Source organism: Marinicauda algicola (assembly GCF_017161425.1).
Taxonomy (GTDB): domain Bacteria; phylum Pseudomonadota; class Alphaproteobacteria; order Caulobacterales; family Maricaulaceae; genus Marinicauda; species Marinicauda algicola.
In genome coordinates this window covers 2571587-2590412 of sequence record NZ_CP071057.1, presented here as the reverse complement: position 1 = coordinate 2590412, position 18826 = coordinate 2571587, and the positions used below count along the sequence as shown (strand labels likewise).

Annotated in this window: 24 protein-coding genes and 1 tRNA gene; 12 read left to right on the top strand and 13 right to left on the bottom strand. The window is 66.7% G+C overall.

Going from position 1 to position 18826, the window contains the following annotated elements:
• Window position 1 precedes the first annotated feature (1 nt).
• On the bottom strand, window positions 2-526 hold the full coding sequence (locus JW792_RS12875; protein ID WP_135995455.1) for a CC0125/CC1285 family lipoprotein: 525 nt from the start codon (window positions 524-526) through the stop codon (window positions 2-4).
• Window positions 527-636: 110 nt separating this feature from the next.
• Between JW792_RS12875 and JW792_RS12870 the strand changes: the two genes are divergently transcribed.
• Window positions 637-1389, top strand: a complete 753-nt coding sequence (locus JW792_RS12870; RefSeq protein WP_135995456.1) for a hypothetical protein — start codon at window positions 637-639, stop codon at window positions 1387-1389.
• A gap of 4 nt (window positions 1390-1393) precedes the next feature.
• Here the strand turns inward: JW792_RS12870 and JW792_RS12865 are convergent, their stop codons facing one another.
• The 8 genes from JW792_RS12865 to JW792_RS12830 all read right to left on the bottom strand — a co-directional run bounded on the left by JW792_RS12865 (window position 1394) and on the right by JW792_RS12830 (window position 7442).
• Window positions 1394-1663, bottom strand: a complete 270-nt coding sequence (locus tag JW792_RS12865; RefSeq protein ID WP_135995457.1) for an usg protein — start codon at window positions 1661-1663, stop codon at window positions 1394-1396.
• A gap of 130 nt (window positions 1664-1793) precedes the next feature.
• Window positions 1794-2255, bottom strand: coding sequence for a PTS IIA-like nitrogen regulatory protein PtsN (gene ptsN, locus JW792_RS12860; RefSeq protein WP_135995458.1), 462 nt, complete (start codon window positions 2253-2255; stop codon window positions 1794-1796).
• 29 nt (window positions 2256-2284) lie between these two features.
• Window positions 2285-2905 carry a ribosome hibernation-promoting factor, HPF/YfiA family gene (gene hpf / locus JW792_RS12855; protein WP_135995459.1) on the bottom strand — a complete coding sequence of 207 codons (621 nt, stop codon included), beginning with the start codon at window positions 2903-2905 and terminating at the stop codon, window positions 2285-2287.
• 179 nt (window positions 2906-3084) lie between these two features.
• A complete protein-coding gene (gene rpoN / locus JW792_RS12850) occupies window positions 3085-4593 on the bottom strand; it encodes an RNA polymerase factor sigma-54 (protein WP_135995460.1) in 1509 nt (502 codons plus the stop codon).
• 8 nt (window positions 4594-4601) lie between these two features.
• Window positions 4602-5354, bottom strand: a complete 753-nt coding sequence (gene lptB / locus JW792_RS12845) for an LPS export ABC transporter ATP-binding protein (RefSeq protein ID WP_135995904.1) — start codon at window positions 5352-5354, stop codon at window positions 4602-4604.
• A 100-nt stretch (window positions 5355-5454) separates the two neighbouring features.
• Entirely contained in the window at window positions 5455-6048 is a 594-nt protein-coding gene (locus JW792_RS12840) for an LptA/OstA family protein (protein ID WP_135995461.1), read from the bottom strand.
• Window positions 6045-6749 (bottom strand): LPS export ABC transporter periplasmic protein LptC, encoded by a 705-nt coding sequence (gene lptC / locus JW792_RS12835; RefSeq protein ID WP_135995462.1) that lies wholly within the window; start codon window positions 6747-6749, stop codon window positions 6045-6047. Before lptC ends, JW792_RS12840 begins: the two co-directional genes overlap by 4 nt.
• A 78-nt stretch (window positions 6750-6827) precedes the next feature.
• The gene (locus JW792_RS12830; protein ID WP_135995463.1) at window positions 6828-7442 is read right to left on the bottom strand and encodes a ribonuclease D; all 615 of its coding nucleotides are present in this window, start codon (window positions 7440-7442) and stop codon (window positions 6828-6830) included.
• Window positions 7443-7605: 163 nt separating this feature from the next.
• On the opposite strand from JW792_RS12830, the gene JW792_RS12825 reads away from it, so the two are divergent.
• From JW792_RS12825 to JW792_RS12810, 4 genes are read left to right on the top strand one after another with little or no spacing between them, the layout of a single operon-like run.
• Complete coding sequence (locus JW792_RS12825; RefSeq protein WP_158291568.1) at window positions 7606-8322, top strand: class I SAM-dependent methyltransferase; 717 nt, start codon at window positions 7606-7608, stop codon at window positions 8320-8322.
• A gap of 2 nt (window positions 8323-8324) precedes the next feature.
• Window positions 8325-8777 (top strand): dTDP-4-dehydrorhamnose 3,5-epimerase family protein, encoded by a 453-nt coding sequence (locus JW792_RS12820; protein ID WP_135995465.1) that lies wholly within the window; start codon window positions 8325-8327, stop codon window positions 8775-8777.
• A gap of 4 nt (window positions 8778-8781) precedes the next feature.
• A complete protein-coding gene (locus JW792_RS12815) occupies window positions 8782-9579 on the top strand; it encodes an aldolase (protein WP_135995466.1) in 798 nt (265 codons plus the stop codon).
• Complete coding sequence (locus tag JW792_RS12810) at window positions 9576-10388, top strand: glycosyltransferase family 2 protein (protein WP_135995467.1); 813 nt, start codon at window positions 9576-9578, stop codon at window positions 10386-10388. The genes JW792_RS12815 and JW792_RS12810 overlap by 4 nt, the downstream gene beginning before the upstream one ends.
• A 202-nt stretch (window positions 10389-10590) precedes the next feature.
• On the opposite strand, the gene JW792_RS12805 is transcribed toward JW792_RS12810, so the two are convergent.
• Window positions 10591-11481 carry a hypothetical protein gene (locus JW792_RS12805; protein WP_135995468.1) on the bottom strand — a complete coding sequence of 297 codons (891 nt, stop codon included), beginning with the start codon at window positions 11479-11481 and terminating at the stop codon, window positions 10591-10593.
• Window positions 11482-11646: 165 nt separating this feature from the next.
• On the opposite strand from JW792_RS12805, the gene JW792_RS12800 reads away from it, so the two are divergent.
• Window positions 11647-12201, top strand: a complete 555-nt coding sequence (locus JW792_RS12800) for a recombinase family protein (RefSeq protein WP_206340796.1) — start codon at window positions 11647-11649, stop codon at window positions 12199-12201.
• 10 nt (window positions 12202-12211) lie between these two features.
• Complete coding sequence (locus JW792_RS12795) at window positions 12212-12589, top strand: hypothetical protein (RefSeq protein WP_135995469.1); 378 nt, start codon at window positions 12212-12214, stop codon at window positions 12587-12589.
• A gap of 48 nt (window positions 12590-12637) precedes the next feature.
• On the opposite strand, the gene JW792_RS12790 is transcribed toward JW792_RS12795, so the two are convergent.
• A complete protein-coding gene (locus JW792_RS12790; RefSeq protein ID WP_135995470.1) occupies window positions 12638-12889 on the bottom strand; it encodes a hypothetical protein in 252 nt (83 codons plus the stop codon).
• Window positions 12890-13019: 130 nt separating this feature from the next.
• Here JW792_RS12790 and JW792_RS12785 point away from each other — a divergent pair, with 130 nt between their 5' ends.
• Both JW792_RS12785 and JW792_RS17250 read left to right on the top strand, forming a co-directional pair.
• A complete protein-coding gene (locus JW792_RS12785; RefSeq protein ID WP_277419642.1) occupies window positions 13020-13442 on the top strand; it encodes a tyrosine-type recombinase/integrase in 423 nt (140 codons plus the stop codon).
• Window positions 13443-13614: 172 nt separating this feature from the next.
• The gene (locus tag JW792_RS17250; RefSeq protein WP_206340795.1) at window positions 13615-14028 is read left to right on the top strand and encodes a type I restriction endonuclease; all 414 of its coding nucleotides are present in this window, start codon (window positions 13615-13617) and stop codon (window positions 14026-14028) included.
• A gap of 785 nt (window positions 14029-14813) precedes the next feature.
• Here the strand turns inward: JW792_RS17250 and JW792_RS12775 are convergent.
• A tRNA-Leu gene (locus JW792_RS12775) sits at window positions 14814-14900 on the bottom strand.
• 228 nt (window positions 14901-15128) lie between these two features.
• Here JW792_RS12775 and JW792_RS12770 point away from each other — a divergent pair.
• Window positions 15129-16130 carry a complex I NDUFA9 subunit family protein gene (locus tag JW792_RS12770; protein WP_135995472.1) on the top strand — a complete coding sequence of 334 codons (1002 nt, stop codon included), beginning with the start codon at window positions 15129-15131 and terminating at the stop codon, window positions 16128-16130.
• Here the strand turns inward: JW792_RS12770 and JW792_RS12765 are convergent.
• The gene (locus tag JW792_RS12765; protein ID WP_135995473.1) at window positions 16127-16927 is read right to left on the bottom strand and encodes an undecaprenyl-diphosphate phosphatase; all 801 of its coding nucleotides are present in this window, start codon (window positions 16925-16927) and stop codon (window positions 16127-16129) included. The genes JW792_RS12770 and JW792_RS12765 overlap by 4 nt on opposite strands.
• A 90-nt stretch (window positions 16928-17017) precedes the next feature.
• Here JW792_RS12765 and JW792_RS12760 point away from each other — a divergent pair, with 90 nt between their 5' ends.
• Both JW792_RS12760 and fzlA read left to right on the top strand, forming a co-directional pair.
• The gene (locus JW792_RS12760) at window positions 17018-18055 is read left to right on the top strand and encodes a cation diffusion facilitator family transporter (RefSeq protein WP_135995474.1); all 1038 of its coding nucleotides are present in this window, start codon (window positions 17018-17020) and stop codon (window positions 18053-18055) included.
• Window positions 18056-18088: 33 nt separating this feature from the next.
• The gene (gene fzlA, locus JW792_RS12755) at window positions 18089-18766 is read left to right on the top strand and encodes an FtsZ-binding protein FzlA (protein WP_135995475.1); all 678 of its coding nucleotides are present in this window, start codon (window positions 18089-18091) and stop codon (window positions 18764-18766) included.
• Window positions 18767-18826: the final 60 nt, after the last annotated feature.

Below are 18826 nucleotides of genomic sequence, written 5' to 3'. Positions count from 1 at the left end.
GCTATTGCGGCTCGGGCCGGCGGACCCGGTCGCCCAGATTGGCCACAACCTCGCTCGCGTCGAAGGCGTCGGGATCGTCCGGCGTGGGCCCGCGGCCCATAACGATCTCGGCGATCGCCTCGTAGCGATTGATCTCGCGCAGGCTGACATCGTCCCAGAACGGATCGCGCCAGCCATACCAGCCGTAATACGGATGGAAATAGCGGTAGCGCACGTGGAAGCGGTCGTAATAGCTCGGCGCGGTCCCCACGATGCGGCTTTCCTCCTCGGTGTCGCGGCGCACCACCGTGAAATAGTCGTAGCCCTGCTCCAGGGTCAGCTCGGCGGCGCGGAACAGGAGATAGGTCTCCACCGTCTCGCGGTCGGTGAGCGAATTTCCGGTGAAGGTCACGAGATAGCGATCGGATTCGATGCGCTGTTCCTCGAAGCCGTAGCGGCCTCCGTCCACCGGCTGATAGGGCGTGGATTGCGCACAGGCGCCGAGCAGCAATGCCGCGGCCGCCATCCCGGTCCAAAGACGTATCATGTCGATAACTCCTTCCCTTCCATGCCCCCGGCTGGAGGACTATGCTACGAAGGTTAACGCGGTTAAAGGGTCGCGGTTCGAAACGGGCTTCGCGGGGCGGGGAGAGCAGGGTGTCACCGGAAACGCGCAATCTCGTCTGGCTGGTGCTCGGCGGCGCCCTCGCGATGGCCGCCATCGCCGCGGCGACCGGCATCTATGTCTACCGCGCAGAACCCGCCCCGCGCACCCTCCAGGTCAGCTCCGACCCGCTCTTCGATCCGGGCGACTGGTCCGCGGCCGCACCGGCGTCCGGCGAGAATCGCGTCACCGTGCGCGGCGTCGAGGCAGACGATCCGGACTGGAATTTCTCCTATGGCCGCGAGGATGACCCCTACGGCTTCGAGGCGCTGTTCGGCGGACGCGTGGTGGAGGAAGGTTCGCGACGCCTCGCGGACACGTCCGCCAGCTCCTGGCGGCGCCAGGACGATTCGCCTTGGCAGCGCTATGGCGAGCCCGAGCGCTGGCGGCCGAACCGCGGCGATACGCCGGCCGGCGACGGCGGCTGGGCACGGCCCGAACCGAGCCCGGAGGAGCGAATCGCCGCGGCCGGCATCGACGTCTCCACGCCCGAGGGCCGGCTCGAGCAGGCCTGCCTGCTCGACAACAACACCCGCTATGCCTGCCGCTGCCTGGTGCGCGAGGCGCGCCGCAGCCTCAGCCCGGCCGAACTCGATTTCCTGACGCGCGCCGGGGAGGGCGAGCCGCCCGCCACGCGCCTGCGCGCGGCGGGTCTGAGCCTCGACGCCCTGCCCGAGCTTGCCGTCCGGCTCGTCGCGCTCGATGCCGGCACGCGGCGCGCCTGCCGCGTCCCGCTGACGCTGTGAGGCGTCAGTTCAGCGAATAGAGCTGCGCCCCGCGCCATTCGGCCGGCTTTACCAGGCCGGCATGGGCCACGCGCACCGAGTGGATCACCGCCTCGATCTCGCGCCGCCAGTGGTCGAGGAAGCGGTGAAGGCGCGGAAAGTCCGGCGCAATGTCCTGGGTCTGCCAGACAAAGCTCTGCAACAGGCCGGGATAGTCCGGCATGTGATAGAGTATCTCCGCCGTGGTCAGGCGGGCGCCCTTCAGCTGGGCCGTAAAATCGGGATCAGATCGCATAATCCCCTCCTTTCCCTCGGGAAAAAGCTTGACCAAGCTTTTCGTCCGGGTAAAGAGGGTGCGCCTCAAATCCTGAATGATTTCTGTATGTTAGCAGCCAGCCATGGCGGCTGCTGCCAGCCTTGGCGGCTCACGCCGCATTGGCGATCAGCCCGTCCAGGATGGCATAGGCCGCATCGGCGTCCGGCGCGGCGCGAAGGGCACGCCGGATGTCCTCGCGGCGGAACACGCGCGCGACCCGGGCCAGTGCCTTGAGATGCTCCGCCCCGCTGCCCTCCGGGGCGATCAGCATGAAGACGAGATCGACCGGCTTGCCGTCCACGGCGTCGAAATCGACCGCATGCTTGAGCCGCGCGAACACCCCGCATACCCGGTCGACCTGGTCGATCCGGGCGTGCGGGATCGCCACGCCGTCGCCGACGCCGGTCGAGCCGAGTTTCTCGCGTTCCATCACCGCTTCGAGCAGCGGCCGCGACGGGATGTGGAGCCGGCGCTGGGCCAGCTCGCTCAGCGCGTGCAGCGCCTGCTTGCGGCTGGTCACCGCAAGGTCCACCGCCACCCCGCCCGCGGGGATGAGGTCTGAAAGGGTCATTTACGGCCTTCGTCCAAGCCTCGCGGCACCTATTCGGCCGCTTCGCCGGGGCGCTCTTTAGCGCTTCGGGCAGGATCGATCCACCCCACATTTCCGTCCGGCCTGCGATAGACGATGTTGACACCCCGGTTCGCCGCGTTGCGGAACACCAGGAAAGGCGCGTCGATGACGTCCATCTCGTGCACCGCCATGCCGACCGTCATGGTGCGCAGCTCGCCGGGCGCCTCGGCGATGATCACCGGCTCGGTGCCGCCTTCGGCTCCGCCGGTATCGTCCTCCTCGTCGTCCTGGCGCCGCTCGCTCTTGAGCACGTAGATCGAGGCGGCCTCGGCGGGCAGGGGCGACTTGTTGTCCGCGTGATGATCCTTCAGCTTGCGCTTGTAGCGGCGCAGGCGCTTTTCCAGGTGCTCGACGGCGGCCTCGGCGGCCGCGTAGGCGTCCTCCGCCTTGCCGGTCGCCTGCAGGAAGGCGCCGGAGGGCAGGTGGAGCGAACAGTCGACCTTGAAACCGCTTCCTTCCTTGGTCGCCACCACGAAGGCCTCGCCGGGCCGGCTGAAATACTTCGCGGTGCCGGCCTCCACGCGCTGTTCGATGCGCTCGCGCAGCGCGGGGGAGACGTCGATATTCTTGGAAACGAACTGAATGTGCATGGAATCTCCATCTGCAGCACCTGGGCCCGCAGAAGGCCGATCCTCATGAGGCGTGAGGTAAGGCCTTCGTGCGAGATTTCCGCGCGGCCACCCCTCCTGATCTGTCCACCCGATGACGGTATCGGCTCGGGCAAGCCGGCGTCAATCTGCAGGGGTGTGCAAAAACTGTGGAACCGCGCTCAGCCCGTGCGCTTGAGCATGCGCCGGCGCTGCACCGAGGAGGGAATGTTCATCGCCTCGCGGTATTTCGCCACAGTGCGGCGGGCGATCTCGATGCCGTCGGCGAGCAGGCGGTCGACGATGGCGTCGTCGCTCATCACGTCCTCGCTCGTCTCGGCGTCGATCATCGCCTTGATACGGTAGCGCACCGCCTCGGCCGAATAGGCCTCGCCGCCGTCTGCCGAGGCGATCGCGGAGGTGAAGAAGTATTTCAGCTCGAACAGGCCGCGCGGGGTGGCCACGTACTTGTTCGACGTGACCCGGCTCACCGTGCTCTCGTGCAGGCCGACCGCGTCGGCGACGGTCTTCAGGTTCAGCGGGCGCAGCCACGCCACGCCCCTGGCGAAGAAGGCGTCCTGCTGGCGCACGATCTCGCTCGTCACCTTCAGGATCGTCCGGGCGCGCTGGTCGAGGCTCTTCACGAGCCAGCTGGCGTTCTGGGCGCACTCGGTGACGAATTCCTTCGCCTTCTCGTCGCCCTTGGCGGCGCGGGAGATCTGCGCGGCATAGCGGTTGTTGACGAGCACGCGCGGCAGGGTGTCGGTGTTGAGTTCCACCGCCCAGCCCCCGTCCGGGCTCTGGCGCACGAACACGTCCGGTTCGATCCCGCGCGCGCCCTCGCCGCCGAAGGCGAGGCCCGGCTTCGGGGTGAGGCGTCTGAGCTCGGCGATCATCTCGTCGAGGTCCTCGTTGTCCACGCCGCAGGCCGCCTGCAGCCCGGCATAGTCGTGCTTGGCGAGCAGGGGCAGATGGTCGATCAGCGCGGCCATGCACGGGTCGAGCCGGTTCTGCTCGGCGAGCTGCAGGGCGAGGCATTCCTGCAGCGTGCGGGCCATCACGCCGGCCGGCTCGAAGCCCTGCAGCTTGTCGAGGATCGCCTCGAGCTCGGAGCGGGTGACGCCGAGCTTGCCGGCCGTCTCGTCCAGATCGGCGCGCAGATAACCGTCGTCGTCGGCGAGATCGATCAGATGGGCCGCCATCATCCGGTCCGCGGCATTGAGCGCGAGCTCGGCGAGCTGATCGTGCAGGTGCTCGTGCAGCGTCTTGGCGCGGCTGGAATTGGCCGCCGCGTCGTAGCCCTCGCCCTCGAAGCTGCCGCCCTTGCCGGCGCGCGACCAGTCCACCGGGCCGGTCGCGGTCGAGCTGCCCGATCCGACCATGTCGGCCCCGGAATCGGAATACATCGCCTCGCTGTCGGCATCGAGCGCCTCGCTCGCCTTGTCCGGCGCGTCGGGGGAAAAGCTCAGCTCCTCGCTGTCTCGCTCGGCGGCCTTCCTCTCCGGTTCCTCCGCCGGGCCGTCGGAGCGCTCGTCGCGTTCCAGGAGCGGGTTCTTCTCCAGCTCCGCCTCGACGAATTCGGCGAGTTCGAGATTGTTCATCTGCAGCAGCTTGATCGCCTGCTGCAGCTGCGGGGTCATGACCAGACCCTGGCCCTGGCGTACCTCGAGTTTCTGACCCAGCCCCGCCATATGCTCTCCTACTGGAAGCTCTCTCCGAGATAGACCCGGCGCACGTTCGCGTCCCGGCGCACCTCGTCGGGGGCGCCCTCGAAGAGCACCTCGCCGTCATGGATGATCGTGGCGCGATCGGTGATCTCCAGCGTCTCGCGCACATTGTGGTCGGTGATCAGGATGCCGATGCCGCGCTCCTTCAGGTACAGGATGAGGTCGCGGATGTCGGCGATCGCCAGCGGATCGATGCCCGCGAACGGCTCGTCGAGCAGCATGAAGCTCGGCTGCGCGGCGAGCGCCCGGGCGATCTCGCAGCGCCGGCGCTCCCCGCCCGACAGGGCCATGGCCGGGCTCTTCCTCAGATGGTCGATGCGAAGCTCGGCGAGCAGCTCGTCGACGAGCTGGGTGCGCGCCTTGCGATCGGGGTGGGTGATCTCGGCGACGGCGTTGACATTGTCCTCCACCGACAGGCCGCGGAAGATCGAGGCTTCCTGCGGCAGATAGCCGATGCCCAGCCTGGCGCGCTGGTACATGGGCAGTTCGGTGATGTCCTCTCCGTCGAGCATGATGCGTCCGTGGTCGGCCGAGATGAGCCCCGTGATCATGTAGAAGCAGGTGGTCTTGCCCGCCCCGTTCGGCCCGAGAAGACCGGCGACCTCGCCGCGCTGGAGCGACAGCGACACCGACTTCACGACCGCGCGCCTGCCGAAGGACTTGCCGATCTTCTCGACGCGCAATCCCTCTCCGGCCGGCGCGAGGACGGGTTCCTCCGCCTGCATGTTTTCCATCTCGGCCATGGTTAGCGGTCCGTACCTAAGAATTGGTGAAACAGGTGGGTGCGGCGCGATTTTTGCTAGGCACGCCGCGTTCCGGGTCCGTCTAGCCCTCGACGAAGGGCTCCGGGCCCTCGCCGGGAATCTCCGGCCGCGGACAATCCTCCACCTGGGCGGCGGGGGCCTGGGTGTCACGGTCGGGGAAGAAGACGCTGCGCACGCGCTCCCCGCCCTCCGCACCGGCGAGCTGGGACACGCCGGTCTCCAGGTTGGCGACGAGGCGCGACCCGGTCGACACGTTGCAGCCCTGCGTCAGCACGACATTGCCGGAAAGCACGATCTCGCCCGCCACGAAGTCATAGACGCCGCGATCGCCGCGGATCACCTCGGTCGGAGTGACGTAGTACACGTCCCCGCTCGCCTCCATGCGGGTCACCGCCCCGAAGCCCGCGCCTTCGGCGGGTTCGAAGAACACCTCGACCCGGTCCGCGCGCAGTCGCGTATCGCCGCGCACCGCGTTGACGTCGCCGGAATACACGATCCGGTTTTCCCGGTCGAACACGTCGAGGTCGTCGGCGCTGACATCGAGCGGGCCTTCGCCCGGCGGGGTCAGCGCGCCGGCCTGGGCCTCGGCGCCGGCAGCGCCGGAAAGCGAAAGGGCCACGCCGGCAAGGGCGGCGGCAAGGACAGCGGACTTCATTCGGTGGCCTCCTCGGCGCCGTCCCCGGCGCGCTCGTCGATGATCAGGCGCGTCACCACGCCGTCGGTGAATATCACATGCCGGCCGTCGTCGCGCACCTCGAACCCGCCCGCGCGGATCGCGCCCCAGGGCGCCTCGCCATAAACCGGAGCGTCACCGGTGATGCGCGAGTCTTGCAGATGCAGCGTCGCGCTGCTGGTCTCGAACTCGTAGTCGGAACGGGTCGACAGGCTGACACCGGTCTCGAGGCGCAGCGTGCGCGCCTGCGGATTGTAGATGCCGGTCTCGGCCAGCACCGCGCTCTGCCCGGCGGCCTCGCCGAGGAGCGCATAGTCGAGGCGCGGGTTTTCCAGGGCGGTCAGGCCGGGAACGCCGCCGGGCTGGCGCACCGCGCTGTCGGCGGTGACGACGAAGGGCGTGCCCTGCGCGTCGCGTCCGGTGAAGCGCGGATTGACGATGCGTTCCACCTCGCCGGTCGGCACCGAGGCCGGCGCGAAGTCGCGCCCGCGCCCGTTGATCAGGACCTGCACCGCCGCATTGAGCACGATGAGGGCGAGCGCGGCCAGCAGCGCGAGGCGCAGCCCGGCCACGAAGCGCGAGCGCCGGCGCGCGGCCGCCAGCGATTGCGCCCGGCGTTCGCCGAGCGCGGGTCCGATGGCGATGTGGGTCTCGGCCAGGCTCATGGCGGGTCGTTTCTTCAAGGCTCCCGCCTAGTTGTGGCCTTGGGCGGCGGCGGATTCAAGGCGGCTTCGCCGACGCGGCACCGGGCCAGCCGCCGGTCAGGTATGGGCGAAGATGTCGGTCTCGCCCCAGCCCTGCAGATCGAGCCGCGCCCGCCAGGGCAGGAAGTCGAAGCACGCGCGGGCCAGTCCGCTGCGTCCCTCGCGCTCCAGCATGGCCGCGAGCCCGTCGCGGATCTGGTGAAGATAGAGCACGTCGGCGGCGGCATATTGCTGCTGCGCCTCGGTGAGTTCGGCCGCGCCCCAGTCGGAACTCTGCTGCTGCTTGGACAGCTCGATGCCCGCGATCTCGCGCGCCACGTCCTTCAGCCCGTGCCGGTCGGTATAGGTGCGGGTGAGTTTCGAGGCGATCTTGGTGCAGAAGACCGGGCTCATCGTCACGCCGAGATATTTCTCGATCATGGCGAGGTCGAAGCGCGCGAAGTGCAGGATCTTCTCCACGCCCGTGTCGGCGAGCAGGGCCTTCAGGTTCGGGCAGTCATAGGAGGTCCGGTCGAGCTGGACGAGATGGGCGTCCCCGTCCCCGGCCGAGAGCTGGACCAGACACAGCTGGTCGCGCACCAGCGACAGCCCGAGGGTCTCGGTATCCACGGCCACCGCCCTGCCGAAATCGAGTCCTGCGGGCAGGTCGCCCCGGTGCAGATGAATGGTCATGAGGCCGCCGTCTCTTCCGTGCGCTTGAAAAATCGTCAGCGCCGTCTTTCGCGCCCGCAGGGCCCGCTGTCAACGCGGGCGCGGACGATTGGCGCCGGCAACAAATCGGTTTCCAGCATCGGGCGTCGCAGCGTATCTTCCGCAGGCGAGGGTGGAGGCAGCTGTGCACGCGGAACTCGAGGCGCTTTTCCAGTCGTGCCCGACACTGGAGCCCGGCTATGTCCGGGACATACTCGGGCTCGACGGGGCTCAGGCCGAGAAAGTCGACCGCATCACGGGAGGCATTCATCGCGACGAGGTCGAACTCCTCGCCTCGGTGGTGGACGGCGTCGACCCCGCCACGAGCGTGGAGGTCGGGCTCGGCTACGGGTTCTCGGCCCTGGCGATCGGACTGTCCGGGCAGCGCGATCGCGCCGGACGCCGGCACATCGTCATGGACCCTCACCAGACGAGCTACTGGCGCGGGCGCGGCCTCGCCCACCTGGACGCGGCGGGCCTGAGCGCGATGATCGAGTTCCACGAGGCGCCCTCCCACCGGGTTCTCCCGCTCCTGGAAGCGCGCGGCGAACGGGTCGATTTCGCCTTCATCGACGGCTGGCACACCTTCGATTACGTCTTCACCGATTTCTTCTTCGTGGACAAGCTGTTGCGCCCCGGCGGCGTGGTCATGTTCGACGACGCCGACTGGCCCTCGGTCCGCCCGGTGCTGCGCTTCGCGATCACCAATCTGGGATACCGGGTGCACGCCACCTTGCCGGAGAAGGCGCCGCGCTCGCCGATCGACGAGGAGCTCGGCCTGGAAGGCTCTTGCATCGCGATCCGCAAGCCCCGGACCGAAACCGCTCGCGCGATCTTCCACCATGTGAGTTTCACGGGCTAGCCATGAGCGAGGCAGGCATTCCCGGGGTGGTCGTGACCCCCTTGAAGCTGGTGGCCAACGAGTTCGGGCGCCTCATGGAGGTCCAGCGCCGCGACGATCGGGATTTTCCCGGCTTCGGCCAAGTCTATGTCACCCAGTCCTTCCCCGGAATCGTCAAGGCCTGGTACCGGCATACGCTCCAGATCGATCAGCTCGCCGCCATCACCGGCCTCGTCAAGCTCGTGCTCTACGACGACCGGCCGGACAGTGCGGCGCGCGGGCGCGTGGCGGAGATCGTCATGGGCGAGCTCGCGCCGCGCCTGGTGCGCATTCCCCCCGGCGTGTGGCACGGGTTCAAGGCGCTGGGCGACAGCTCGGCCTTCCTGCTCCACCTCAACAGCGAACCCTACGATTTCGGCGCTCCCGACGAGGAGCGCCGCCGGGCCGACGATCCCTCGATCCCCTTTGCATGGTGAGGTGGTGAGCGACTTCCTGCTGACGCTCTGGACGGCTGATCTCGATCTCGCGCGCGAGGCCGATCTGGCGGAAATCGACCGGATCGGCGTCGACCTGGAGACGCTTGGCAAGGCGGCGCGGCAAAGCGGGCGCCCGACCTGGATCTCGCCGCATACGCTGGACGACCTGCGGGCTCTGCGCCGCACGGTGAGCCGGGCGCGCCTCTTCGTGCGCTGCAACGCGATGGGGCCGCACAGCGCGGGCGAAATCGAGGCCGTGCTCCGGGCGGGGGCGGAAATCCTCATGCTGCCGAACTTCGTCGCGCTGGACGAGGTGGCACGTTTCGCCGGCCTGATCGACGGGCGGGCGCGGCTCGTCCCGCTGGTCGAGCGCGTCGCCGCCTGCGAGGCGATCGCCGGTCTTCCCGGCCTTGGCATCGAGGAGATTCATGTCGGGCTGAACGATCTCTCCATCGATCTCGGTGCGGCGAACCGGCTCACGGTCCTTGCCCATCCCCTGCTGGACGATCTGGCCGGCGAGGCCCGCCGGGCCGGGATCCGTTTCTGTGTCGGGGGCGTTGCGGCGCCGGACGATACCGGCCTGCCCGTGCCGCCGGACCTCGTCTACGCCCAGCATGCCCGGCTCGGCTCGACCGGGGCGCTGATCGCGCGCTCCTTCTTTCGCGGCGCGGGGCAGCGGCGCGGCCTCAAGGCGCGCATCGCCCGTCTCAGGGCGCGGATCTCGTGGTGGCGCGACGCGCCGGCCGAGGAGCTGGAGCGCGCACGCCAGGCGCTGCTGCGTTTCGGCGACAGGGCCGCATGATGCGGGTCCATCTCCACACCGTGTGCTGGAACGACGCGCCGCGGCTCGACTTCTTCTTCCGCCACTATGCCCCCTGGGTCGATCGCTTCTTCATCCACGATGACGGCTCGACCGACGGGAGCGCCGAGCGGCTCGCATCCCGGCCCGACGTGACGCTGCGCAAGCTCGAGCGGGCGCATCCGGAGAGCTGGATCCTGAGCGCGAAGCACATCTACGACACGTCCTGGCAGCTCAGCCGGGGCGAGGCGGACTGGGTGGTGATCGCCAATATCGACGAACATCTGCACCACCCCGACATGAAACGATATCTCGAGCGCATGTCCGCGCAGGGCGTCACGGCGATCCCGGCGCTCGGTTTCCAGATGATCGAGCGCCGCACGCCGCAAGCGGGCAGCCTGCTCTGGCGCGACCATCCCCACGGCGCGCCGTGGGCGAACATGAGCAAGCTCCAGATCTTGCGACCCGACCGGATCGCGTCGACCGATTATGCGCCCGGCCGCCACCGCGTCCGCTTCGCGGGCGAGGTCGTCCTGCCCGCACGCGACGAGGTCCTGAACCTGCACTACAAGTATCTCGGCCTGGATGAGACGTTCGAGCGCCATCGCCAGCAGGCCCGGCGCCTGGGCGCACTCGACCTCGCGCGCCGGTGGGGTCACAAGTATCTGTGGGACCGGGAGACGTACGAGGCCGATTTCGAAGCTCACGCCGGCCGGGCCGTCGACATCTCCTCGCTGACCGATCCCCATGCCGAGCATCCCGAGCCCAGATGGTGGCGCCAGCCCGGCGCGCGGCTGACGATCGATGACTGAAGCCGAATGGTGCCCAGGAGAAGCTTGCGCCAACCGAATAGGGCCACGAAAATACTGTCAGGTCAATAGGTTGATCGGACCGAAACGGTCGGTACATGTCAACTATCGGGGTTTCTTGTACCTGAGATGGGATCGGATTTTGGCCCGAAAATGTGAGTGGCTCAGATCGTATTATGCGAGGGCTGCTTCCCCCCGTACCCCCCTAGCTCGCTTGTTGGCGGAACTGCGCGCGTGCGTCGCCTCCAGTAAGCGCACGCATAACCTCACCGGCGACGAACTGAGCGCCCATCGCAATCCGGCCTGCTGCCAACCGAGAAGGTTGAGCCTGTGAGTATCGGTTCTGAACAAAAGGCGGAAAGGCACTCACAACCTCCTTCACAGCTTTGATGTTGGCCTCTGGCCAGCTTGAAGCGAAGGCGTCTGAAAGCTTCAACAAGTTGTGACCGTACCGATCTCTCATCTCATTGTCGCTGACCCCGCTAGAGGCGAGAGCCGCCTTGAGCGCGAGTTCTGTCGCCAAGATGGCGCTCTGGACGCAGCCCCTCACGTCGAAAGCTGAGCATAAAGTCGCTGCCGCTGCCTGTTGGTGGAATGCTGAAAGTCCGAGTAACGGCATGCTGCTCTCTAGCGGGCGCCCATAAGCAGCCAACCCCCCGATGCCTCCAGCAAAATCCAGAAGATCGCAGAAGGTGTCGAGGTAGTCCTCAACATCCTTTGGTCTCCGGTTGATCCAGTACTTTTGGGATTGAGTTAAATCGCAGAAATCAAAGGGGTTGATGCTGACCCGACCGTACATGACTGGGATATATACCCACACCGCAATCCCGCGGAACATGAAGACGCCGCCATGGAGCGCACCCGCCCCGATGTCCTTAGGCCGATAAAGACTCCGTTGGAGCTCGAGTATCCGATCATACAGATGCTCAGGCGTTCCTGGCCCGCCGATAACATAATCCTGGTAGCCCAAGGCCTGCATGACCTTTTGAGGAACCTGCCAGCTACGCTGAGTGGGCTCGGCGCCGCTCGCATCAAGTTCATCCTCAAAGCGAAGGATGAGGTCAAATAGGTCCTTGTCAGTCGGTGTCGAAGCCATCGTGTCAGTGTATCCGCCTGAGCGATTCGCTGAAACGCGCATCACTAGACCATGCCCTAATGACGCTTCGGCCATCACCCCCGAGAAGGCGTCACACAAGTGCTTATTGACTTTTGACGCTGACCGCCTCATAGGGTCTGTGGCCTATTGACGCTCGGGAGGAAAATGATGCTGATCGGGTACGCCAGAACTTCGACCGCTGATCAGGACGCCGGTCTGGAGGCTCAGGTTCGTGATCTTGAACAGGCTGGAGCGGAGAAGGTCTTCTCCGAGAAGGTCTCGTCGATCGCCAAGCGAGACGGCCTGGAGCAGGCGCTCGACTATCTCAGAGACGGCGACACGCTTCTCGTGACCCGTCTGGATCGCCTTGCTCGGTCCATTCGCGACCTGATGGAGATCGTGGAGACAATCCGGGAGAAGGGCGCTGAGCTTCGCATCCTCGCCATGGACCTCGACACCTCGAACGCCACCGGGAAGCTGATGCTTGGCATACTCGGCTCGGTCGCGGAGTTCGAGCGCGAGATCATGCTGGAACGCCAGCGAGAGGGCATCCAGAAGGCCAAGGCTGAGGGCAAATACAAGGGACGCGCACCTACCGCCCGCCGCAAGTCCGCCGAGGTTCTAGAGCTGCTGTCGTCAGGCCTGACTGAGGTCGCGGTCGCTGAGCGGCTCGGGATCAGCCGATCGAGTGTCCAGCGGATTAAGCGACAGGCGGCTTGAGGAGGCGAGGATGGCGAACGTCATCAACTTCAACAGCCTCACGCGATCTGACGGACGGGGCCGGATCGACGACCTTCTTCAGGAGGCGCAACAGAAACTTTTCGCTGCTGGGTTCTTCGAGGAGCTGGCGTGGGATCAGATGGAGCCTGAGCTGATCATTGGCGCGGCTGAAGCACTCGCAAGAGCGAAGCGCCTCACTGAAGACGAAACGGAGTGGCAGAGCGTAGTCGAGGCCCGCGTCAGCAGGATTACAGGCCTTGAGCGATCCAGCTGTGACGAGCTGCTTCAGCTCAGAAATGACTGGGAGCGGCTCTCGCATGACGAACGGCGAACCATCGCCAAGGAGATCGCGTCGAGAAACGAGCTGGGGGGACCTTCGCCAGCTTGAGCGCCTGTCGTCGGCTGCGATCGTCTCTGAGGGACAGGGACGTCGAGATCAACATTTTGTCAGTTGGTCGATCATCGCCCCAATATGTTGATCGACCAGAAGCTCACTCGCCTCCTGAAGGTCTGACCCGATGTGCCGCAGCACGCGCCCTCGGCTATGCGGGTAGCCCTTGTCCTTGATATAGGCGTCGATCGCTCGGTGATACCGGAAGGCCTCCTCACGGCTTCCTGTCACGACCATTGCCTTCGCCTGTCCATCCAGCTCGTGCATGACATGACGGCGGAAGTGTTCAACGATCACCTCGACCTTCTGGGCGATCGCCGTGGGATGCAGCTTGGCGATCCCCCGTCACGGCCTCGGTTGAACGGGAGGAAGAAGGTCTTCCCGTTACCTCGCTGACGGCAAGCGCGTTCGACCGGAGACCCGGCATCTGATCAACATGCTGAGGCTGACGGGCTGCCGACCGAGCGAGATCGCGGGGCTGAAGGTGGAGGACCTTCAGCTCAACACTGATATCCCCTACGCGATGGTCCGATGGACTGACGATCGCCGCCTCAAGACGCCGCAATCCCAGCGCCGGGTTCCTCTGGTCGGGGTTGCGCTTGAAGGAGCGCGTGAACTCGCCCGTATCCGCAAGACCGGTTGGTTGTTCCCGAGCCTGGCCCCCAAAGATGGACAAGGGAACACGAACCCCGCGATGTCTCAGCGGGTCAACAAGCTGATCCGGGCGGCGGGCATCCCCAAGACAGAACAGCTTGTGGCCTACAGCTTCCGTCACACCATGATCGAGGCCCTCGACCACCCAGCCGGACGACTGGGCGAAGCTCATCGACCACTATGCGGGGCAGGCTGAAGAGACGCTCTTCGCCCAGCTCACGCGCGCCCTGAAGGATCACGGCACGCTTCATGTCCTTCGCCATGGGATCAAGCTGGTCCCCGGCATCAAGTTCAGCCTGTGCTTCTTCAGGCCCGCCTCAGGGCTGAACCCGGAGCTGGAGCGGCTTTATCAGGCGAACATCCTCTCGGTGATCGAGGAGGTCGAGTACAGCACCAAGAACGGCAACCGGATCGACGTTGTCCTGTATGTGAACGGGCTTCCCGTGGCGACGATGGAGCTGAAGAACCGGCTCACCGGGACCACGCACAAGCACGCCGAGAAGCAGTACAAGACCGACCGGTCCCCGTCTGGTGAACCGCTTCTGACCTTCAAGCGGGGCGCTTTGGTCCACTTCGCGGTGGACCAGGACTATGTCTCGATGGCGACCCGGTTGAGGAAGCCTCGATCGCCTGAAGATGGGTTGCGTGGAACGGAAGGATGTCCTTCGGCGGCTTGGCTGTCTTCGGGGGCTTCATGCGCTCGAACGGGTTTCGGCCGTCGAAGAGTTCACGATCTCGCGCGAAGTTCACGATCGCCTTCATCGCCCCAAGACGACGCTTGATCGTCCCGGACGCTTGTCCGCGCGAGTTCACCAGCCACTCCATCCAGTCATGGACGGTTCGACGCGTAACGCTTGAGAGCGGGACATTCCCGGCGAACTCGACAAACTGGTTGAAGGCCGCGTCCGTCGCCTTGTCCTCTCGCCCACCGAAATGCTTCTCCTTGTAGAGATCGTACGCGTCCTTCACCGAGAGCTTCGGCTCCGGGAGTTGGCCAGAGTAGAGCGCCCGGACCTTCACGGCCTCCTCTCGGGTCAGCCGCTTGGGATTGCCCGCTTCATCAACGCCTTCTCGCTTAGCCGCTTCTTCGAGAATGGCATCCGCCAACAGATCAGCCTCTGTGATCTCGTCTTCGACCGGAAGGCCGTAGTCGTCGTCAACCAGCGCCGAGCTGACGGTCTGTTGGAGGCTTGATCGGTTCTCGTCGAACCAGCGCCGCACTTTCTCGTCGGTTCGCCACGCGCTCGCTTCAGCTTCAAGGCCTCTGCGGACGCGCGTTAGGAGCGCCTCGAACTCAGCATTGAGCTTCAACGCGATCTTGATCGCAGCAGCTTCAGTGCCGTCCGGGCTGGTGAAGGTCTTCTTGCGCTCTCGGGGCAGGCTCGGGACCGCCTCGCGGACATCTGGGGGCCATGCTCTGCGATACTGGAACTTCCCGTTCGGGAGACGCTTCAGATACCTCAACACAATTCTCATCCTGTACCACGCCTTGTACCGGTTCTTGTACCAGCGGCGCAGCTCTCAGAGCGAAAATGTCATGTAAGACAACTGCTTAGGTCGCAGTTTGTGGTGCCCAGGAGAAGACTCGAACTTCCACTCCCTTTCGGGAACTGGCACCTGAAGCCAGCGCGTCTACCAATTCCGCCACCTGGGCAGGGGGAGGAGAGGCGGCTGAGATATTGAACGTACGCGCGCCTGTCAACGGTCGCGCGCTGCACGCGGTGCAGGCAGGGTGCGGCCGGTTTCGTCCTGCACCCCGCGCACACCGCGCATGGACAGGACCGGTGATTTTTGGTCTATCGCGCACGCGGTCTATGTGAATCCGGGCGAGGCGGCGCCGCGCGCGCCGCGACCGGCCCTTTCTGCAAGGCGAGTGACATCCATGCTGCGCGAGGACATGATCACGGTATTCGGCGGCTCCGGCTTCATCGGGCGCTATGTTGTGCGCGAGCTGGCGCGGGCGGGCTACCGCGTGCGCGTGGCGGTGCGCCGGCCGAACATCGCCCACGAACTGAAGCCCATGGGCGTGCCGGGCCAGATCCAGCTCGTCCAGGCCAATCTCAGGAATCGCGAGAGCGTGGAGCGCGCGGTCGAGGGCGCGGACGGGGTGATCAACCTGGTCGGCATCCTCTACGAGAGTGGCGGGCAGAGCTTTTCCGGCGTGCAGGCGCGCGGCGCGGCCCTGGTGGCCGAGGTCGCCGCGAAGGAAGAGAGCGTCAAGAGCCTCGTCCACGTCTCGGCCATCGGCGCGGACCCGGACAGCGCCTCGCAGTATGCGCGCACAAAGGCCGAGGGCGAGCGCGCCGTGCGCGAGGCCTTCCCGGGCGCGGTGATCCTGCGGCCCTCCATCGTGTTCGGCGCCGAGGACGCGTTCTTCAACAAGTTCGCCGACATGGCCCGCTTCGCCCCCGCCCTGCCGCTGATCGGCGGCGGCAAGACGAAATTCCAGCCGGTCTTCGTCGGCGACGTCGCCGAGGCGGCGGTGAAGGCGCTGGAAAGCCGGGAAGCGAAGGGGCGCATCTACGAACTCGGCGGGCCGGCCATCTACTCCTTCAAGGAGCTGATGGAGTATATCCTCCAGGTCATCCGCCGCCGGCGAATCCTCGTGCCGGTGCCCTTCGCGGCGGCGCACGGGCTCGGCCTGATGGGCGAGATCGCCGGCAAGCTGCCCTTCGTGCAGCCCTTCCTGACGCGCGACCAAGTCGAACTCCTCAAGCGGGACAATGTCGTGAATGCGAACGGCGAGGGCCATCCCGGCCTTGCCGATCTCGGCATCGATCCGGAAACCGTCGAGGCGGTGGTGCCGAACTATCTCGCGCGCTACCGGCGCCGCGGCCAGTTCGCCGACGAGCATCACGACACGATGCGAAAGCGCACCTTCTAGGCGAGCAGGAGCAGGATCGCGGCGGCGAGCGCGATGCGGTAGATCACGAAGGGACCGAATCCGACCCGCTCCAGGATCGCCATCAGCGCGGCGATGGCCAGATAGGCGGAGACGAAGGACAGTCCCGCCACGATGGCCCCGTCGGACAGCGAGATCGCGGCCATCCCGCCGCGCGCCAGCTCCACGATCGCGGCAAGCCCCAGCGCGGCGATGAGCGGGATCGACATCAGCATGGAGAACCGGGCGGTTTCCGTCCGCGTCAGGCCGAGCGCACGCCCCGCCGTCATGGTGATGCCCGACCGGCTGACCCCGGGGATGAAGGCGATGGCCTGGGCCAGGCCGATGAGGATCGCGTCGCGCCATTTCAGCACCGCCACGGTCTGGCTGTGCGCGCCGTACCGGTCGGCGAGCCAGAGCGGGATGGCGAAGATCAGCGTCGCCCAGGCGATGAGGACCGGCGAGCGCAGCGCGTCGACCCAGCCGGTGGCGTAGAGCAGCCCGCCCGCGATCACCGCCGGCGGCGTCGCGGCGGCGATCAGAAGCAGCAGCCGTCCTCCCGGCGCGACCCGGCCCCGGGCGAGGCCCGGAACTCCGGCGAGCACCGCCAGGATGTCGCGGCGAAAATAGATCAGCACCGCGAGCAGGGTGCCGACATGGGCCATCACGTCGATCAGCGGGCCCTGGTCGGTCTCTCCCGTCACGTAGGGCACGAGAATGAGGTGCGCGGAGGAGGAAATGGGCAGGAATTCGGTGATGCCCTGGACGAGAGCGAGAATGAAGAGCTGAAAAAGTGCCATGTCCCGCCTGTCCCGCAGCGCCGCGGCGCTATAATCGAGAGACCGAGTCTGCCGCGTCAGCGGCTTTAGGCGAAGCGGAAGGCACAGTCCATGCCCCATGACGCGATCGAGGCCGGCGGGCCGGGCAAGCTCGCCCCGGCCAAGGCGAAGAAGATCACGACGCGCGTGACCGCGCTGTCGGTGGGCGTCGCCGGCACGCTGGTCGCGGCCAAGCTCGTCGCGTGGCTCCTGTCGGGCTCGGTGGCGATGCTGGCCTCGCTCGCGGATTCCGCGCTCGATCTCGCCGCCTCGCTGACCACCTTCTTCGCGGTGCGCTACGCCGCCTCGCCGGCCGATCTGGAACACCGCTACGGCCACGGCAAGGCTGAAGCCTTCGCGAGCCTGTTGCAGGCCTTGCTGGTGGCCGGCTCGGCGGCCTATCTGATGTGGGAATCCTGGAACCGCTTCACCGATCCCCAGCCGATCGAGGCGGGCACCATCGCGGTCGCCGTGATGGGCCTGTCCATCGTGCTGACCGTCGGCCTCATCTGGGCGCAGAGCCGGGCGGTGCACCAGACCGGCTCGCTCGCCGTGACCGGGGACCGGGCCCACTATGCGGCCGACCTCTCCGCCAACGGCGTCGTCATCGCCGGCCTGGTCATGGCCGGCTTCTTCGGAATCCAGCGCGCCGACCCGGTCGTGGGGGCGCTCGTCGCGCTGTGGCTCCTGTGGACCGCCTGGGAGGTCGGATCGTCCGCCTTCCAGAGCCTGATGGACCGCGAGCTGCCCGACGAGGAGCGCGAGAAGATCCTCGCCATCGCCGCCGACGACGAGCGCGTGCTGGGCGTGCATCAGCTCAGGACCCGCGCCTCGGGTCCCTTCATCCACATCCAGCTGCACATGGATCTCGATCCCGACCAGACCCTCACCCAGGCTCACCAGATCGTCGTCGCGGCGGAGAAGCGCCTGCTGCAGGCCTATCCGGCCGCCGACGTGCTGATCCATCCCGACCCCAAGGGGCGGGCCGAGCCGCACGGCAACGTCTATTTCCGCGCCGAGCAGAAGGAAGCCGCCGCCGGGCACGAACCGGACGCCAGCCTGGAGCACCCGCTGCCGGGCGCCACGCAGACACCCGACAAACCGGCTTAATCCATTAACCGAAGCGCGTTAGCGTCCCCCGTCATGCGCACGCTCCATCACTGGCCCCTCGATCCCTGGTCCCGGCAGGCGCGCATCGCGCTCGCCGAGAAGCAGCTCGCCTTCGAGCTGCGCTTCGAGCGGCCCTGGGATGCGCCCGAGGACCTGCTCGCGCTCAACCCGGCCGGGCTCACCCCCGTCCTCGTCGACGAGACGCCGCAGGGCCGGGTGGTGGCCGTGGAGGCGCGCGCGATCCTGGAATATCTCGAGGAGCTCAAGCCCGAGCCGTCCCTCTTGCCCGGCGGACCGGCCGAGCGCGCCGAGGCGCGCCGGCTCTGCCACTGGTTCGACCGCAAGTTCGACGCCGAGGTGAACGCCTATCTCCTGTTCGAGAAACTCGAAAAGCGTCTGCAGGGACTCGGCGCGCCGGACATGGAGGCGATCCGCGCGGGGCGCGACTATCTGCGCTGGCATCTCGACTACGTGACGGGCCTGCTCGACCAGCGCGACGGGCTCGCCGGGCCGCGCTACTCGCTGGCCGACATCGCGGCGTCCGCCCACCTGTCCTGCATCGACTATCTCGGCGACGTGCCCTGGGACGAGTTTCCCGCCGCCAAGGCCTGGTACGAGCGCATCAAGTGCCGCCCCTCCTTCCGCGCCATCCTGGAAGACCGCCTGCCGGGCATGGCGCCGGCGCGCTGGTATGCGGATCTGGATTTCTAGAACCTGCCCCTCATGAGCCATTCCGGGGCGGCGCGGTGAGCACGGCGGCCTTGACCTTCC

Excerpts from the sequence above, each read along its gene's own strand:
- hpf (WP_135995459.1), bottom strand. The coding sequence starts at position 2,905 with ATGCACATTCAGTTCGTTTCCAAGAATATCGACGTCTCCCCCGCGCTG.
- JW792_RS12830 (WP_135995463.1), bottom strand. The coding sequence starts at position 7,442 with ATGACCATTCATCTGCACCGGGGCGACCTGCCCGCAGGACTCGATTTC.
- JW792_RS12765 (WP_135995473.1), bottom strand. The coding sequence starts at position 16,927 with ATGGCACTTTTTCAGCTCTTCATTCTCGCTCTCGTCCAGGGCATCACC.
- JW792_RS12810 (WP_135995467.1), top strand. The coding sequence starts at position 9,576 with ATGATGCGGGTCCATCTCCACACCGTGTGCTGGAACGACGCGCCGCGG.
- JW792_RS12865 (WP_135995457.1), bottom strand. The coding sequence starts at position 1,663 with ATGCGATCTGATCCCGATTTTACGGCCCAGCTGAAGGGCGCCCGCCTG.
- JW792_RS12805 (WP_135995468.1), bottom strand. The coding sequence starts at position 11,481 with ATGGCTTCGACACCGACTGACAAGGACCTATTTGACCTCATCCTTCGC.
- JW792_RS12840 (WP_135995461.1), bottom strand. The coding sequence starts at position 6,048 with ATGAAGTCCGCTGTCCTTGCCGCCGCCCTTGCCGGCGTGGCCCTTTCG.
- fzlA (WP_135995475.1), top strand. The coding sequence starts at position 18,089 with ATGCGCACGCTCCATCACTGGCCCCTCGATCCCTGGTCCCGGCAGGCG.
- JW792_RS12800 (WP_206340796.1), top strand. The coding sequence starts at position 11,647 with ATGATGCTGATCGGGTACGCCAGAACTTCGACCGCTGATCAGGACGCC.
- JW792_RS12760 (WP_135995474.1), top strand. The coding sequence starts at position 17,018 with ATGCCCCATGACGCGATCGAGGCCGGCGGGCCGGGCAAGCTCGCCCCG.
- lptB (WP_135995904.1), bottom strand. The coding sequence starts at position 5,354 with ATGCAGGCGGAGGAACCCGTCCTCGCGCCGGCCGGAGAGGGATTGCGC.
- rpoN (WP_135995460.1), bottom strand. The coding sequence starts at position 4,593 with ATGGCGGGGCTGGGTCAGAAACTCGAGGTACGCCAGGGCCAGGGTCTG.
- JW792_RS12770 (WP_135995472.1), top strand. The coding sequence starts at position 15,129 with ATGCTGCGCGAGGACATGATCACGGTATTCGGCGGCTCCGGCTTCATC.
- JW792_RS12875 (WP_135995455.1), bottom strand. The coding sequence starts at position 526 with ATGATACGTCTTTGGACCGGGATGGCGGCCGCGGCATTGCTGCTCGGC.
- JW792_RS12795 (WP_135995469.1), top strand. The coding sequence starts at position 12,212 with ATGGCGAACGTCATCAACTTCAACAGCCTCACGCGATCTGACGGACGG.
- ptsN (WP_135995458.1), bottom strand. The coding sequence starts at position 2,255 with ATGACCCTTTCAGACCTCATCCCCGCGGGCGGGGTGGCGGTGGACCTT.
- JW792_RS12820 (WP_135995465.1), top strand. The coding sequence starts at position 8,325 with ATGAGCGAGGCAGGCATTCCCGGGGTGGTCGTGACCCCCTTGAAGCTG.